Source organism: Dyadobacter sp. HNCC25DJ184 (assembly GCF_056895215.1).
Map to the genome: position 1 here is coordinate 252949 of NZ_JBXHAQ010000006.1, position 17296 is coordinate 270244.

12 protein-coding genes are annotated in these 17296 nt (G+C 43.7%); 8 read left to right on the forward strand and 4 right to left on the reverse strand.

The window, feature by feature from the left end:
* Nucleotides 1-203 precede the first annotated feature (203 nt).
* The 4 genes from AC1XUD_RS11710 to nirB form a co-directional block, all read right to left on the reverse strand.
* Nucleotides 204-893, reverse strand: coding sequence for a response regulator (locus tag AC1XUD_RS11710; protein WP_483361184.1), 690 nt, complete (start codon nt 891-893; stop codon nt 204-206).
* Between the two features lie 85 nt (nt 894-978).
* Nucleotides 979-2406 (reverse strand): ATP-binding protein, encoded by a 1428-nt coding sequence (locus AC1XUD_RS11715; RefSeq protein WP_483361185.1) that lies wholly within the window; start codon nt 2404-2406, stop codon nt 979-981.
* A 184-nt stretch (nt 2407-2590) separates the two neighbouring features.
* Nucleotides 2591-2944, reverse strand: a complete 354-nt coding sequence (gene nirD / locus AC1XUD_RS11720) for a nitrite reductase small subunit NirD (RefSeq protein WP_483361186.1) — start codon at nt 2942-2944, stop codon at nt 2591-2593.
* A gap of 114 nt (nt 2945-3058) precedes the next feature.
* Entirely contained in the window at nt 3059-5575 is a 2517-nt protein-coding gene (gene nirB / locus AC1XUD_RS11725; RefSeq protein ID WP_483361187.1) for a nitrite reductase large subunit NirB, read from the reverse strand.
* 267 nt (nt 5576-5842) lie between these two features.
* Between nirB and cobA the strand changes: the two genes are divergently transcribed.
* The 8 genes from cobA (at nt 5843) to AC1XUD_RS11765 (ending at nt 17227) form a co-directional block, all read left to right on the forward strand.
* Nucleotides 5843-6607 (forward strand): uroporphyrinogen-III C-methyltransferase, encoded by a 765-nt coding sequence (gene cobA, locus AC1XUD_RS11730; protein WP_483361188.1) that lies wholly within the window; start codon nt 5843-5845, stop codon nt 6605-6607.
* A gap of 51 nt (nt 6608-6658) precedes the next feature.
* Nucleotides 6659-8014 carry an alginate export family protein gene (locus tag AC1XUD_RS11735; protein ID WP_483361189.1) on the forward strand — a complete coding sequence of 452 codons (1356 nt, stop codon included), beginning with the start codon at nt 6659-6661 and terminating at the stop codon, nt 8012-8014.
* 33 nt (nt 8015-8047) lie between these two features.
* Entirely contained in the window at nt 8048-9364 is a 1317-nt protein-coding gene (locus AC1XUD_RS11740; protein ID WP_483361190.1) for a NarK family nitrate/nitrite MFS transporter, read from the forward strand.
* Between the two features lie 181 nt (nt 9365-9545).
* Entirely contained in the window at nt 9546-13064 is a 3519-nt protein-coding gene (locus AC1XUD_RS11745; protein WP_483361191.1) for a molybdopterin-dependent oxidoreductase, read from the forward strand.
* Between the two features lie 102 nt (nt 13065-13166).
* Nucleotides 13167-14636, forward strand: coding sequence for a rubredoxin (locus tag AC1XUD_RS11750; RefSeq protein ID WP_483361192.1), 1470 nt, complete (start codon nt 13167-13169; stop codon nt 14634-14636).
* A gap of 106 nt (nt 14637-14742) precedes the next feature.
* Complete coding sequence (locus AC1XUD_RS11755) at nt 14743-15231, forward strand: nitrate reductase associated protein (protein WP_483361193.1); 489 nt, start codon at nt 14743-14745, stop codon at nt 15229-15231.
* 299 nt (nt 15232-15530) lie between these two features.
* Complete coding sequence (locus tag AC1XUD_RS11760) at nt 15531-16388, forward strand: DUF2306 domain-containing protein (RefSeq protein WP_483361194.1); 858 nt, start codon at nt 15531-15533, stop codon at nt 16386-16388.
* A gap of 71 nt (nt 16389-16459) precedes the next feature.
* On the forward strand, nt 16460-17227 hold the full coding sequence (locus tag AC1XUD_RS11765) for a carbon-nitrogen hydrolase family protein (RefSeq protein WP_483361195.1): 768 nt from the start codon (nt 16460-16462) through the stop codon (nt 17225-17227).
* Nucleotides 17228-17296: the final 69 nt, after the last annotated feature.

The window sequence follows — 17296 nt, forward strand, 5'->3', positions numbered from 1 at the left end:
GTTGGCAAACTTACTTAATCGTAATATCAGAATAAAAAAACCATTACCTGCATTTTTACTCGCAAAAGAAAACAAGAATGATTCTTACGGTTACATTTTGCAAAAACTTCTATATAATGTATAATCTACGTTATATCTAACAAAAAAGATGCAACAGCACAACTATACACAATAACCTTTTGTAAAACACTAAATCTATAAAATTATTGTGCTTTCGATGACTGTTTTTCGGTAAGCGCCATACTGATCAATTCTGCAGTGTTTTTCACGTTGGCTTTCCTGATGATACTTGCCCGCTGATTGGCAACAGTATTAACGCTGATATCAAAACGGTGCGCTATATCCTTGCTGCTCAACCCGTCGATCAAACAATTGAGAATCTGTTGTTCTCTTGAAGTGATTTTTTCCCAAACCGACACGCCAGTTTTGCGTTCCTCCCCTTCCGGACTTTTGACTGTGCCGCGTGAAGTATGTTTTACCATGGATTGAATGATAACAGAAGAGACATTGGGTGGGTAATATAGCTCTCCTTTCGCGACACTTCTGACTGCCTTCAAAATCTCGGCGCGTCCTGTGTCCTTCTGCAAATAGCCCGCTGCGCCATTGTGAACGGCCGCCAGGATATAGTCAGAATTGTTATGCATGCTGAAAACGAGCATCTTAACTTCCGGATATTGTGGTGATATGGTACGAATTACGTCTATACCCGACATCCTCGGCATCGTAAGATCCAGCAGAACGACGTTTGGTTTCCACTTATTGATTGCATCCTCCACTTCGTCGCCATCACTTGCTTCGCCAACGATCAGAATATCCTCCTCGTCTTCAAGAAGCGTTATAATACCTTGCCTTACAACGGCATGATCATCAACTATGAGGAGGCGAACAGACATATTAAACTGCAGAAATAAGGGCTGTGTAGAAAATGGTTACTTCGAAAATAATGATTTCCGAGCAGAATCCGGCATTAAAAAGTCACTACTTCTTTATAGTGACGATAATTTCCGTACCACTTTCGTGATTTGAAATGATCTCCACCTCTCCGTTCAGCAGGCCCGTGCGGGTTTTGATATTCTCTATTCCATTGTGACTGAGTGACAAAATTCGGCTCTCCCCATTTCCCTCAATCTCAAAACCGGAGCCGTTGTCTTCAATTTTTAAAACAATCCGATCGTCATAATTCACTAACCCGATCCGGATTATTGTAGCGCGGGCATGTTTCAAGGCATTATTCAGGGCTTCCTGCGCAATTCGATAAAGACTTGTCTCTACATTATGGGACAGCGGAAACCTTTCCTTTGGCCCTTTATAATTAATTGCGATATCCAATGAACCGCTCATTTCATTACAAAGTAGCCCCAGTGCCGAACCCAGGCCAAAATCACTCAATACGGAAGGCATAAGATTAAAAGATATCTGCCTGGTCGAGACAATCGTATCCTGAATCAGCGACAAAAGATGATCAAACCGTTTGTGATATTTTTCGTCATATACAACCGTGCTGTGAAGCTTTTCGGCATTCAGTTTCAGGCCGGTAAGCATTTGTCCCAATCCGTCGTGAAGCTCCATCGCGAAGCGTTTCCTTTCGAGCTCCTGACCTTCGATGATCGCCGTAGCCCTCACCCTTTCCTCTGATAATTGGGACCTGTATTTTTCCTCTTTTAACAGAAAAAGATCATTTTGGGTATTGACGAGTTCAGTATTAATATCCTTCAGCCGCTGATTGGCATCGCGAAGATTATTCTCCGATTCTGAAAGCATCCGGACGACTCGTCGCGTCGTGTTCACAACCGGTCGGAATATTAACACACCTTCCAGAAACAAGACAAGAATAGTCATGATATCCAGTATCCATTCAATTCGTTCCAGATTTTCCAGCCTTTCAAAACTCTCTTTGTCGAACTGGAAAACGATATCGTTCATCTGAGCAAGATATACCGGTTCCAGGGCAAGAATTTGGTTGATTCGGTTGGATTCTGCAGAGGCAAGATTTTTTGTCAGATTCACATTAGAAAAGTTGTAAAACAGGGAATCGAAAACCGGCTGAATTCTCAGGAACATCCGATCCAATGGCTCACTTTTCCATGTGATCAGCCCCTGATCGGTTTCCAGACGACTTTCCGCCAGTTGCCCCTGGTTTTCTTGCCATATCCCTAACAAAGAATCAAAATCCACCGAGTCTTTTAGCGGCAGCCGCTGCGTTCTAGCAATAACCAATTTCGTCAATCGCTGGCTCAGCATTCGTTGCCGGCCCGCCAGATTCACGACCCGCGCATCATGATTGAGACTATTGATGGTTTTTCTGATCAAAAAGAGACCGCTGAGCGTAAGCAAAGCAACGACAAACAGAGCGACTATATAAAACCTTGTCAGACTTCCAGCCACTCTCTTGTCAATCTTTTCCATAATAGTCGTTGTTATCCTACCAAAATATATGACCAAATATCAAACTTGCTTGGCACTTTTTTGTCAAGGCTTGTCATTTTTTGTCGGGGATTGTCATTTCTGGTCAGGCGTCGTCATGTATTACCTTTGGTCATCACTTTATCAGGCAAACCGATAGCCGACTGCCGAAAGCCGACGTCCTCAATTATAGCCCTATAAAAACTGACTCCTCTCTTATCTGAATTGGAAACGTAGAAATATGGCATGAATCATCGCTGAGACATTCTCCCGTTCGCAACGAAAATGTCTTTTTATGAAACGGACAAGCCACTTTTGGCTCATCACCCTGGCTTCCGATCATACCACGTGCAATGGCCATTTGTTGACGATGCGGACAAAGATTGTCGGTCGCATACCACTCGCCTCGTCTGGCGAAATTGAAAATCGCAATCTGTTTTCCCTCGATCAGTGCGCACGCGCCACCATTTTCAGGGATATCACTCACATGACAAGCTTTGTGCCATGTAATTCTGTCTTTGATACTTGAGATATTGTTCATTTGAATAGGAGCTTTTAGTAGTTAGCTATTAGTTTTACCTGGGTTCTGGTTTTACAACTCAATTCTGACATTTCGGTAATTCAAAAGCCGATTGCCGAAAGCCGAAGTCCATTGCTATGCCCACTCTTTTGCCCGAACCTGATCTCGCATTTGGACAAACTCTACCGTTGGATCTTTTTCCGGAATGTTGACAAAGTGAGAGAAGCGTTTTCTTAAATGCTCATTTTCAACAACTTCCTTCCATTCACATGCATAATTATTAATCAAAGTCTGCATTTCAACTTCCCATTCTGCACCCATACCCAGGATATCGTCAACAACAACGGCTTTCAGGTACGACATGCCTCCATCCATCTTATTTAACCATGTTGCAGTTCTCGTAAGCGGATCAGCGGTTTTGATATAGAACATCAGGAACCTGTCTATGAGCTTAATACATGTTTCTTTGTCTACATCGCTCGCCAAAAGTTGGGCGTGTTGGGGTTTGATACCTCCATTTCCGCAGACATATAGATTCCAGCCCTTTTCGGTAGCAATAATTCCAAAATCCTTACTCTGCGCTTCGGCACATTCACGCGTACAACCCGAAACGGCAGATTTTAATTTGTGCGGTGAACGCAACCCCTTGTACCTGTCTTCCACTTCAATCGCGAAGGAGACCGAATCCTGAACGCCAAAACGGCACCAGGTAGACCCCACGCAGCTTTTCACTGTTCTCAAAGATTTACCATATGCGTGTCCGCTTTCAAATCCAGCTGCGATCAACTCTTCCCATATTAATGGTAAGTCGCCCACGTGCGCTCCGAATAAATCGATACGTTGTCCACCGGTTATTTTGGTATACAATCCATATTTCTGCGCAACCTGGCCGATAACGATCAGTTTTTCAGGCGTAATCTCACCACCCGGTATCCTGGGTACAACTGAATAGGTACCCCCTTTCTGAATATTGGCCAAAAAGCGGTCGTTGGAATCCTGGATTGTCGCCCTGTCTTTTTGGAGAATATTCTCGTTCCATAAACTGGCCAATATAGAACCGACAACGGGCTTACAAACTTCGCAACCATCACCTTTTCCGAAGTGGTCCAGAACGGCTCCATAGGTTTTGAGTTTATTCATCTTAACCAAATCCAGCAGTTCCTGACGTGAATGGTCAAAATGTTCACACACTACATTTCTCACATACACTCCCTGCTGTTTCAAAACACCCTGAATCAGGTCTTTCACCATCGGCACGCAACCACCGCAGCCAGTCCCGGCTTTGCAGCATTTTTTAATTGCATCCACTGTCGTATGTCCGTTTTCACTTACCTCATGACAAATCATCCCTTTCGTCACTGCCTCACAGGAACATATCAAAGCTTCGTCAGGGAAACTCATGATACCAGCCTCATCAGACTCACCGCCCCGAGATCCGAGTATCAGATCTTCCGGGTTTGGAGGCAATATCGACTGACTTTTCACCGCCTGAAGCAGCATATTATATTGACTGGCATCTCCTACCAGCATACCGCCTAATAATGTCTTACCGTCAGACGATATATTAATTCTTTTATAAACGCCGCTCGCTTTGTTTTCGAACCTAATCGTCTTACAAGCAGGTTCTTCCAAAAACGCATCCCCAAAGCTGGCGACATCCGTACCAATCAATTTTAGTTTGGTAGACATATCAAAAGGCAAAAATTCCTTTTCTCCGCCCAGCAAGTTATTGACAACAACCTCAGCCATTTCATAACCCGGCGCGATCAGACCATATATCATATGATGAACCAATGCACATTCCCCAATCGCAAATATATGAGGATCAGATGTTTGCAAATGATTATTAACCACAATACCTCCTCGCGGATGGGTTTCCAATCCTGCAATTTTAGCCAGCTCGTCACGAGGCCTGATACCTGCTGATATCACCAGCATATCTATATCCAGAACGGACTGATCTGCAAACAACAAACCAGTTATTGCATCCTCCCCCGTAATTTCCTGTGTGCTTTTTGACAGGTGAATATTCAAACCGAGCGATTCGAGCTGCGCTTTCAGAATATCCGATCCTGCACCGTCAATTTGCCGTGGCATTAGTCTCGGAGCAAATTCGACCACGTGTGCCTCTTCCAACCCCAGATCCAACAGTGCCTTTGCCGCTTCCAAACCAAGCAAACCTCCACCAATTACCGCTCCTTTTTTAGCTTTTCTGGCATATGATTCTATACACTCAAGATCTTCTATAGTACGATATACAAACACACCATCTTTTTCAACGCCGGGTATGCCGGGAACAAACGCACCCGAACCAGTAGCCATTATTAGATAGTCATAGTTAACCACTACTCCATGATGAGATCGTAATGTCTTAGTATCGCGATCTATATCAACAACAGGATCCGACAGATATAAGGATATATCATTTTCCTCATACCAATCAGCAGACGCAAGCTCCAGATCCTCAGCAGTTTTTCCAGCAAAATACTCACTAAGGTGTACCCTGTCGTACGCAACACGAGGCTCTTCTCCAAAAACTGTAAGCTTGATCGGTTGGTTGTTCTGGTTTCTGGAAAGAAGTTTCTCGCAGAACTTATAACCAACCATGCCATTTCCGACAACTACAATGTGGATACTGTTTTGTGCTTTCATAGTTATTATCTACTATATGTTTATAAAAACTTCATTACATTTTTGAACTATTCCAATAATATGGTTATTTGTACCATATAACTATGCATCAAAATTAAATCGTGTTTTTGGCAAAACCTAATTTTTTATTTGCTTTTAATTGTTTTTTGAAACATATTTTTTCGAAAATGTATTGTTTTATAAAATATTGACCATAAATTTGAACCAATAATTCACATAGTTGATTTTTACTACATATAGTACATTTCAAATATAACAACGGATATCATGAAAGCACATGTGACATTAGTAGGAGCCGGACCTGGAGACAAAGACCTGATCACAGTCAAAGGAGTTAAAGCATTGCAGAATGCGGACGCCATTTTATATGATGATCTTGCCAATGAAGAATTGTTAGAATTTGCACCCGAGCATGCCATCAAAATTTATGTAGGCAAAAGATCCGGTATGCCATCTTTCCCACAGGATGAAATCAACGGCTTAATGGTTCATCTCGCATACAGCAAAGGGCACGTCGTGAGACTAAAAGGCGGAGACGGTTTCGTATTTGGTCGCGGTTATGAGGAGATGGAATTTGCGAGAAAAAACAACGTTCCCTGCGAAATTATACCGGGCATATCCAGCTGTATCGCTGTGCCGGAAGCTTTAGAGATACCTGTCACCAAAAGAGGAGTAAGTGAAAGTTTTTGGGTAATCACCGGCACAACCAGAAAAGGCGAGATTTCCGAAGATATCCGGTTAGCCGCTCAGTCTCAGGCGACCGCCATTATCCTGATGGGCATGTCGAAACTCGAAGAAATATGCGATATATATAAAGCCAATGGCAGAGAAAACCTGCCGATGGCTGTAATACAAAACGGCACGAGGGCAGATCAGAGAAGCGTGATCGGTCAGGTCTGGGAAATACCTTACCTCGTTAAAGAACAAAATATCGGAACACCAGCCATAATGGTTATCGGAGAAGTAGTAGGGCTACACCCTTCATATACAATGGAATACATCAACAATAATTACAGTATGGAGGTTATTTGAGCCTCCGCAGTATTTCGATAGCGTACTCATTCACTTCCTATTCATACGATTATGAAAACTTACATTTACATTCTGACACTGTGTATCGGTTTGCTTTGCGGGATATCTCCTGATACGCTGGCGCAATTCTCTTTCGGCGGGCAACTGCGAACGAGAAGCGAACTTTTGTACGGCCAGGGAAGTCCCCTAGAAAAAGGGAGTACACCTGCTTTTTTCACTTCGCAGAGAACCCGCCTCACCGCCGGATACCAGACTTATCGAATGAAGTTCGGCGTCACAGTTCAGGATGTGCGCGTTTGGGGCCAGGATGCATCTACCAACAACAGGACCACAAATGCAAGCCTGAACGGATTGATGCTGCACGAGGCATGGGGAGAGATAAGCCTGCTGGACACTGCCCAAATCAAAAAAGGCAATGACCTTTCTCTGAAAATCGGTCGGCAGGAGTTGCTTTATGATGATAGTCGCTTGCTGGGAAACCTGGATTGGCTGCAACAAGCGAGACGCCACGATGCGGCTGTTCTTAAATATGGAACGAAAGGTTTCTATATTCATCTCGGCGCCGCGTATAACCAAAACCGTGAGCTTAAAACAGGTACGATATATGACGGAACACCAACGGGATATGCAGCAGGAACGAACGGAATCGGCACCATGTACAAGTCAATGGAATATGTATATGCAAATAAAAAACTGAAACAGGGTTATATATCGTTTTTGGCTTTAAAAGACGATTTTCAGAAGTTTACGACCGATTCAGGTGGTGTAAAAACGCTTCAAAAAGGTACATGGAGTCGCGTTACTGCGGGCCCTTATTTACAAACATCAATCGGTAAAAGCTGGAATATTACTGCCAGTACTTTCGTCCAATTTGGCAAGGACAAGACAGGCAAGAATCTGAGTGCATATATGTACAGCGTCAAAGCAAATTATACCGTCAATAAGGCGATTTCCATCGGTCCCGGATATGATTACACTTCGGGTAGCGCCGCGGGATCAAGTCAAAATAAAACTTTTGATCCATTATATGGAACTCCCCACAAATTCTGGGGACAGATGGACTACTTCTATGCAGCCAATGGATTCGGAAATGGCGGATTATCAGACCTTTACCTACACAGCACGATCAAGGCATCCCAGAAATTAATGATCAACGCTGACTTTCACCAATTTTCAAGTCCCAGCACGATCACAAATGCGAACGATCAAAAGCTTTCAGGAAATCTTGGAAATGAGCTGGATATCATTGCGAACTACAACCTGACCAAATACATCGGCTTTCAGGCTGGATATTGCGCATACCTCACCACCAGCAGTTTAGCTCAGATTAAAGCTGTAAAAGATCCTCAAAAAATGGCCAGCTGGGCATATCTGATGATCAATATCAAACCGGAATTTTTCAAATAGTCATTTTCTTTTCACGTTTTACTCCTGTTCAAAATGGAAACTACAAACAAACCGCTTGAGAAGTTAAACATATTCAGTTTCAAGGGCGTGCAGATGCGCACTTTTCACCTGACCTGGATGGCATTTTTCCTTTGTTTTTTCGGCTGGTTCGGACTGGCACCTTTAATGTCGGTTATCAAAACTGACCTGGGTTTAAGCAAAGAACAAATTGGGAATATCATCATCGCCTCCGTACTTGCTACTGTTATTGCACGTATTGCGATTGGAAAACTGTGCGACACCTGGGGGCCAAGAAAAACATATAGCGCATTGTTAGGCATCTGTTCGATCCCGGTTATGACTGTCGGATTAGTGCATTCTTACGAAGGATTTTTATTATTCCGCCTGGCAATCGGCGTTATCGGTGCATCTTTTGTCATCACACAATACCACACTTCTGTGATGTTTAGCAAGAAAATCGTCGGTACTGCCAACGCGGTGGCCGGAGGCTGGGGAAACCTGGGTGGCGGTGTAACCAATATGGTAATGCCACTGATTTTTGCAGGAATTATCGGTTTGGGTTTCGTTCCTGAACAAGCATGGAGAATCGCGATGATTATCCCTGGCGTAATGTTGTTCATTTTTGCTTTCGTATATTATTTTTTCACAAAAGATACACCAGCAGGCAATTTTGAAGACCTCCCATTATCCTCTCCACAAGCACCAAAAGCAAAAGGAACACTGCTACATGCGGCGAAAGATTTGAGAACCTGGGCGTTATTTCTCGCATATGCGGCTTGCTTCGGTATAGAAATCACTTTCGACAACGTTGCTGCACTTTACTTCTTTGACAACTTCGGAACATCGCTTGAAGTCGCCGGAATTCTGGCTGGATCGTTCGGATTGATGAATCTTTTTGCAAGAGCGTTAGGAGGTATTGTGGCAGATAAAGTGGGTAACAAATATGGACTTTCGGGAAAAGGCAGATTACTGGCACTATTCCTTGCCTGCGAAGCCATCGGAATCGCATTGTTTGCACAGAGCGGCACTTTGCCGATGGCCATAGGTTCCATGCTGGGTTTCGCAATGTTCCTGAAAATGGCGAATGGCGTTACCTACGCGATTGTACCTTTTGTAAATCAAAAAGCGATCGGCTCGGTAAGTGGTATTGTAGGCGCGGGCGGAAATGTAGGCGCGGTTTTAGCAGGCTTCCTGTTCAAATCCAGCTCGATCAGTTACAGTCAGGCGTTCATATATATCGGATTAGCCATTGCCTGTATCTCAGCCATCGTCGCTCTGGTCAATTTTAATAAAACACCTGAATTCGTATCCGAAACAGCAACGCTTGAACCTGTAACTGTAAGAAGTTGATATTGAAGCTGACACCGATTTGCAATCGGTGTCTAATGGTTCAGCGTTTGAAACGCGCACAAATTGTAACCCAGTTTTGAAAAGCCACTCACTTCATATTCAAACGGGCTAATGCGACTCCGAAAGGACTGATCCTGCGCGACATTCACTCATTCTCTCATTCACCGATTCACTCATTGATATGACCACTCATAAATCGACTTGCTGCTACTGCGGTGTAGGATGCGGTGTCGTTATTCATAAAGACAGCAGTGGCAAACTTGCGCTCGAAGGAGATAAGGAACACCCATCAAGCAAAGGAATGCTTTGTTCAAAGGGAATGAACCTCCATTATACCGTAATGGATCAGTCGGATCGGATTCTATATCCGCGTATGAGATACAACCGAGCCATGCCAATGCAGCAGGTGAGCTGGGATGATGCTTTGGAAAGAACAGCTTCTGTTTTTAAAACTTTAATCAAAAAATATGGACCTGATTCAGTAGCATTTTATGTGTCGGGCCAGTGTCTGACGGAAGACTATTACCTTGTCAATAAGCTCATTAAGGGATTTATTGGTTCCAACAATATCGATACCAATTCACGTTTATGCATGAGTTCCGCTGTTGTTGGCTACAAGCTTTCGCTTGGCGAAGACAGTGTTCCGGTTTGTTATGACGATATCGAAGAAGCGGATGTATTTTTTGTAACGGGCGCCAATCCTGCCTGGTGCCACCCGATTTTATGGAGAAGAATAGAGGCGCGTAAGGCTGCGAATCCAAACGTAAAGATCATATGCTGCGACCCTCGAAAAACAGATACTGCACGCTCGTCAGATCTTCACCTTGCCATTCATCCGGGTACAGATGTAGTACTAAACCACGCCATCGCAAGAGTATTAATTGAGAATCAATATATTAATCATGAATTCATTCAAGACCATACAGATGGTTTTGAAGCACTGACTGAGAAGGTTTTTGAAATATCAGTTGCTGATGCAGCTGATATATGCGGAATCGAAGAAGATGATATCCTGAAAGCAGCACATTGGATTGGACAGTCGAAAGGTTTTCTGTCTCTTTGGACAATGGGCTTAAACCAATCGGTGATTGGCGTCAACAAGAATCTTTCACTAATCAATTTGCACCTCATTACCGGGCGAATTGGTACACCAGGCAACGGACCATTCTCACTTACGGGTCAGCCGAATGCGATGGGTGGTCGAGAAACGGGTGGTTTGGCTAATATCTTGCCAGCCCACCGCGACGTAACTAATCCGGTTCACCGGAAGGAGATGGAGGAATTTTGGCAAACTCCGGTTTCGATAAATGACAAGCCAGGTTTGACCGCCACCGAAATGTTCGACGCGCTGAACGCAGGGACTTTGAAAGCCATTTGGATTATCAACACCAATCCATTAGTGAGTATGCCGGACGTAAATCTTGTTGAAAAGGCAATGGAGAAAGCCAAATTTGTGGTAGTTCAGGATATATCGGAACGCTCGGATACAGTAAAATATGCCGACGTTGTACTCCCGGCTGCCGGATGGCTTGAAAAGGAAGGAACGATGACCAACGCCGAACGACGCATTACGTTCCTTCCCAAAGTTGTGGAAGCTCCAGGAGAAGCCTTGCCAGATGCCGAGATTATCTGGCGCTTTGCGGATAAAATGGGGTTTAAAATTGGATTTGACTACCGTAATGCAGAAGAAGTATATAAAGAATATGCAAAGTCAACTGCCAATACAAGCATTGATATCACGGGTGTCGACTATGATTTCCTTAAAAATAATCGGAGTATTCAATGGCCATTTCCTGCAAAAACAGATAAAAAAAACACCCCGAAAGGTGGCACAAAACGGCTTTTCGCCGATCATCAGTTCTATACTCCAAACAAAAAAGCAAAGATCCATGCAGTTCCGACCGGTAACGAATCGGAACCAACTGACGTTGATTTCCCCATGATTCTGACGACTGGTCGTATCCGCGACCAGTGGCATACCATGACCAAAACAGGTCGGGTTGCAAGATTGAAACAGCATATCCCCCAGCCTCTTTTGCAATTGAACCCGATTGATGCCTTGGTTCGCAATATCGAAGACGGTGCATTGATATCTTTAAAAGGACGTCGTGGCGAAGTCCGTGTAAAAGCCCAACTGTCTGAGGATGTGAAGCAAGGGGTATGTTTTTTACCCATGCACTGGGGCAAGATATTTGGAAAAGACCTGGCGCGAGCGAATAATGTAACCAATGCGCTGGTCGACCCGCGTTCCAAAGAGCCTGACTTTAAATTCACTGCCGTTCAGGTTGAGTTGTATCGAAAACCCTTTGAGAAAATCATCATCATTGGGGCAGGTTCAGCCGGTTTGGGTTTCATCAATTCTTACCGAACGTTAAATACCAGCGACGAAATCCATGTGTTTTCAAAAGAGATATACCCTTTTTATAACCGTGTACTTTTACCCGACTATATCAGCGGAGACCAAACTTGGGAGCAACTCGTGAAGTTGCGGGAGGAGCAGTTTGAAGAAGCAGGAATTCGGGTTCACAAAGGAGTCGGCATTATTCGTATTGATCGAAAAAACAAGATAGTGATTGATTCTGAGGGCATTGAACACTCATTCGACAAACTCATTATTGGCACCGGAAGCAGTGCGTTTACCCCCAAAGGTGTTCCGAAAATCCCTGGCATATTCAATATGCGATCGCGATTGGACGCTGATACCCTGCTTCCGTTTTTGCAGGAGCCTGATGCTAAAGCAGTAATCGTCGGGGGCGGGATATTGGGACTCGAACTGGCAGCATCCTTGCGAAAAATCGATATACATGTTACTGTCATTCAGCGCAGTGGGCGATTGATGGAACGTCAGCTGGATCCTGTTGCGAGTCAGCTTTTGTATCAGGAATTAGAAGAGCGAGGTGTTGATATTTACTTCAATGACGAAGTTTCAACTTATTCAGGAACAGAGAGTTTGACAGGAATCAAACTTAAATCGGGTAGAAATATCGACTGCGATGTCGTTGTTCTCGCGATTGGCACAGTTCCGCAGGTTGGACTGGCCACAGAATCCGGTCTTGAATGCAAGCGCGGTGTGGTGGTGAACGACTATATGCAATCTTCCGATCCGGATATTTTTGCAGTTGGCGAAATTGCAGAATGGTACGGGAAAATGTGGGGTATTACCCTTGCCGCGGAACAGCAAGCGGAAGTCGCTGCCAAATTCATCGCCGGAGATATTGCTCAGCCATATGTTGGCAGTACTTCGATGAATATACTAAAAATGGAAGGTTTGCATCTGTGTAGCATCGGGATCATCGAAGTGCCAGCCAATGATCTTGATTATGAGGAAATTATATTCATCGACAAATCGAAGAGGTACTATAAAAAATGTATCGTTCACCGCGACAAACTGGTGGGCACCATATTAATCGGAGATAAAAACGAGTTCTCGGAGTTTAAAGACCTGATTACCAATGGTATCGAACTTTCAGAAAAGCGTTTACAACTGCTTCGTTCGAGCCAAAAGGCAGAGCCTGTTCTGGGTAAAATTGTCTGTTCCTGTAACAATGTAGGTGCGGGAAATATCGAAAAAGCTATTCAGGGTGGGTGCGATGATTTCAAAAAACTATGTCAGCAAACGGGAGCAGGCACAGGCTGCGGATCCTGCCGTCCGGAAGTGCGGTCAATTTTGGAGAAGATGAAAGAGAATATGGCAGTATGAATTTAAAGCTTTGAACAATCAAGGAGTTAGGAGTCTTAATGCACCTTAATTTCTTAATCTTAAACACACATGAAAAAGTTAACTGACAGAAACTGAAATACCATGAGAGATTATTTTATCGTCAAGTTCAACCTTCCGGGAGGTATTGTTTCTCCCGGGCTGCTTTTCAAAATTCTGAAAACAGCCTTGCAAGCTGGTGTTCGGAAGGTAAAGTTTGGCTCGCGGCAACAACTTCTGATTCAGGTTCATAACGATGATATACCTGGATTTGAAAAGGACCTGAAAAGTCAGCAAATTTCTTACGAAATCGGTCGCGATTTGCACCCGAATATCATCAGTTCCTACTGTGGCGAAGAAGTTTTCAGAACCGGTCAATGGCTTGGATCCAGCGAATATCATACCCTGCTCGATAGCTTCGACTACCAACCAGCTCTCAAAATCAATATTTCAGATTCAAATCAGAGTTTTACGCCGTTTTTTACAGGAAATATCAATTTTATTTCATCACCCGAACCTCACTACTGGTATCTGTACCTCCGTCCAAAAAGACAAAATACGATTTACAAATGGCCGCTTTTGATATACACTAACCATATTGGCAAGGTTGCTGCGGCTGTGGAAAATAAGCTGCTCAAAATCGCCGGTTCGGAAGAACCATTTGATATAGAACACTTTGCAGGGTCGATCAAAGAAGAAATGTCGTATATCTCGTTGCCAATCAGCACCGAATTGCAACTTCCCGCTTTCTCGCTTCCTTATTATGAAGGATTCAATAGATATGAGTCCAGAACCTGGCTGGGACTTTACAAAAGAGATGAGCAATTTGAAATCGATTTTCTCTTGGATATGTGCGCGTTATGCCTTCGCAGCCGGATTGGAGAAGTATGCACAACTCCATGGAAATCCCTTATTATCAAAGGAATAGAAGATCAATACCGTTCGGAATGGAGCGGACTTTTGTCGAAACACCATATCAATGTCCGTCACGCTGCAAGCGAACTAGCCTGGCAAACGGAAGATCAGAACGAGGACGGAACTTTGCTTCGTAAAGAACTCATCCGGTATTTTGACAAGAACGATACCCGAACTTTTGGTTTATGTTTTGGCATACAAACCTTGCCGAAATCGGAGGTCTTCGGTTCGGTTTTGATTCGGAAACGGCCATATCTTAAAATGGGCCCGATCTCTCTTTTCACCGCATATGATATATTTCATACTGAGCACTTTAATCCAAACAGCCGAACCTATATTCCTTTCGAGCTCGGCCTTTTCAAAATGCAGCTTGCTGGTCAGCTGGAAAGACTTTGCATGAGATATAATAACCTGCAATCCAGAGAAAAACTTGCGACGGTGCAAGTTGAAGTGAGTGAAACTCACAAACCGGAAGCGCACAAACTGGTGCGCCAATGCCCGGATTGTTTTACGATTTACGACGAGGCATATGGAGATCCTGGTCAGGGGATTAAAGTGGGAACGGCGTTTCATAATCTGCCAGAAGATTACTGCTGTCCAACTTGCGACACCTCAAAAGCTGAGTTTGTTGAAGCGGAGCATCCGGCTATGAGCTTTTAGCACTTAGCCGTCAGTTGTTAGCTTTTAGTTTTCTCTGAGATAATATTGATTCATAAACCTTAACGACCTTAACTTTTCCGCTTTGCGTGCAAAATTTAAAACTACTATGGAAACCATATTTTTCAAATTCGAAGATGACTTTGTAGAAAGTCTGAAATGTATCCCGATGATCGTCAGATATAAGCTGGATACTTGCATGATCAAACTGACGCTCGCTGAATGGGCGAAAATGTCAACCCAAACAAAGAAAACGCTTGCATATGCGCAGTGCGGCAATCATATTGAAATTGAACAATATAGCTATTTCGTAAAAGAGCATATCTACCAAATTACAGGCAACAGTCCTAAAATGTTAAGCCACATTTCCGACAACTGGAATGACCTGACAGACATTCCCGAAGAAGTATCTGACAAGGCAATAGAATGGGATTGTCAGCCACCTACACTTACACAATGGCTTAGCCTCAGCACCCTGCAGCGATTTGCCTTGGTAAAACTCAGTCGTTCAGGCCACGAAGGGAAAAACTTCCCGGCAGCAATGCGGGAATTTGGACTTCATAATCCAGTGGATGTAAGGGCTTTGTATATGGATTAACTGAGGAAACTGTATTAGTCAGGAGATGTCATGACATTGTCAGGTAATCTTGCTGTTGAGAAAGATTTTGGATAAAAAACTTCAACACAACTAATTGTAATTTTGGATCATGCCGAATTGTTCATCGCAACTGTCACCATTCAATCGCAACCGGTCAGTATTGTTTAATTAAAATGAATCCCACTTCAACCATTTGATAATTCAGAACACAAATTTCTGCCCAAAATTTATTTACAAATCGTCTTTTCCTTAACTTAACCGTTAGATATTAACTTCAAGATTCAGAGGCTGTTCCTAACATGGCAGACAATATTCGCGAACAGGACATTATTTTTGAGCCAACTAAAACCTCCCGAAATTTTGGTGAGATCGCACTGCACTGGGCGAGTCTTTTGCTGGTCACCACTGTATGGGTAAGTGCCGGACTTTTTGGTTTATATATCATCGCATTTTACGCGGCTGAATTTTTCCGTGGCCATTTGGAGCAATGGAACAATATATTACCTGGATTATATCACAAAAATGAGCAAGAATCTACAGCAGGAATCGGAATTCACTTTGCCATGGGAGGTATCATCCTGATTCTTGGAAGCATTCAGCTAATTAACTCCGTAAGAATCAAATACCCCGCTATACATCGTTGGATTGGCCGGGTTTATGTTACCGCCTGCATAGTCGCCGGTATAGGAGGCTTAGTTTTTATAATGCTCACCGGAACCATCGGCGGATTAATTATGGATATTGGTTTTGGAATTTATGGTATTCTCATGCTCATCGCCGGTGTTCAAACTTACCGACATGCCGTAGTGCGAAGATTGGATCGGCATCGTGCCTGGGCATTGCGACTATACGCCCTCGCGATCGGCTCCTGGCTATATCGAATGGATTATGGATTCTGGTTTTTCTTAACTGATGCAGTTGGCCACAACGATACATTTACGGGCCCTTTCGACCGCGTGATGGCCTTTTTCTTTTATATACCCAACCTGCTCGTCGCCGAAATTTTTATTCAAAAGAATCAATTCAGAACATCCGGTATCCTCAACTTCGTTTTCGCTTTAATATTGGTTCTCGTGACTGGCTTTCTGATGCTGGGCACATATTATTTCACCAAAATGTACTGGGGACCAGCGATAGTTGGTTGGGTGTTTGGGTGACAGTACAATTGTTTTAAAAGAGACTATTACCTTTATCATGACATTCAAAACCTCAATCAATCTCACTCCTCATGAAACTTTCCATCGCCCAATTCCGGCCTGCAAGTGGAGATATCGCACTCAATATCACAAACCATGTCAGTCTGATCAATCTGGCTACTGACCAGAAAGCCGATGTTATTATCTTCCCGGAACTTTCAGTATCCGGATACGAGCCTCAGATTGCGAGTGAATTAGCAACCGATCAGAACGATGAACGATTCAACATATTTCAGGAGATCAGCGACTCAAAGAATATTACCATCGGAATAGGAGCGCCTACGAAACAGCCAAACGGCGTGGCAATCAGTATGATTCTTTTCAAACCCCATCAGTCACGGACCACGTTTTCCAAACAATTTCTGCATCATTCTGAAACTCCTTACTTTGTTGCCGGACATGGGTATAATGAATTCAGGATAGAATCTTCTAAAATCGCAGTAGCGATATGCTATGAGTTAAGCGTTCCGGAGCACTCAGCGCGAGCGTTCGAAAATGGTGCGGACATCTATATGGCCAGTGTTGTAGAGTCGATAAACGGGGTCGCAAAATCCATAGAGCAACTTTCAGAAACTGCGCGTAAGTACGGCATGACTACTTTTATGGCGAATTGCATCGGCCAAACCGGAGCATACAAGTGTCCGGGAAAGTCATCTATATGGGATAATTCGGGTCAGCTCATCGGACAACTAAATGAAATTCAGGAAGGCATATTGGTCTTTGATACCTTAACGGAAGAAGTTACGGCTCTGTATTTACAAGGCTCTGCAAAAGATATGATGGCCAACGCAGAGTATTAAGAGTTCAACGCTGAGTTTCGCTGAGTTGTTAACACTTTCTGCGAAACTCAGCGATCCACACTGGGCGCG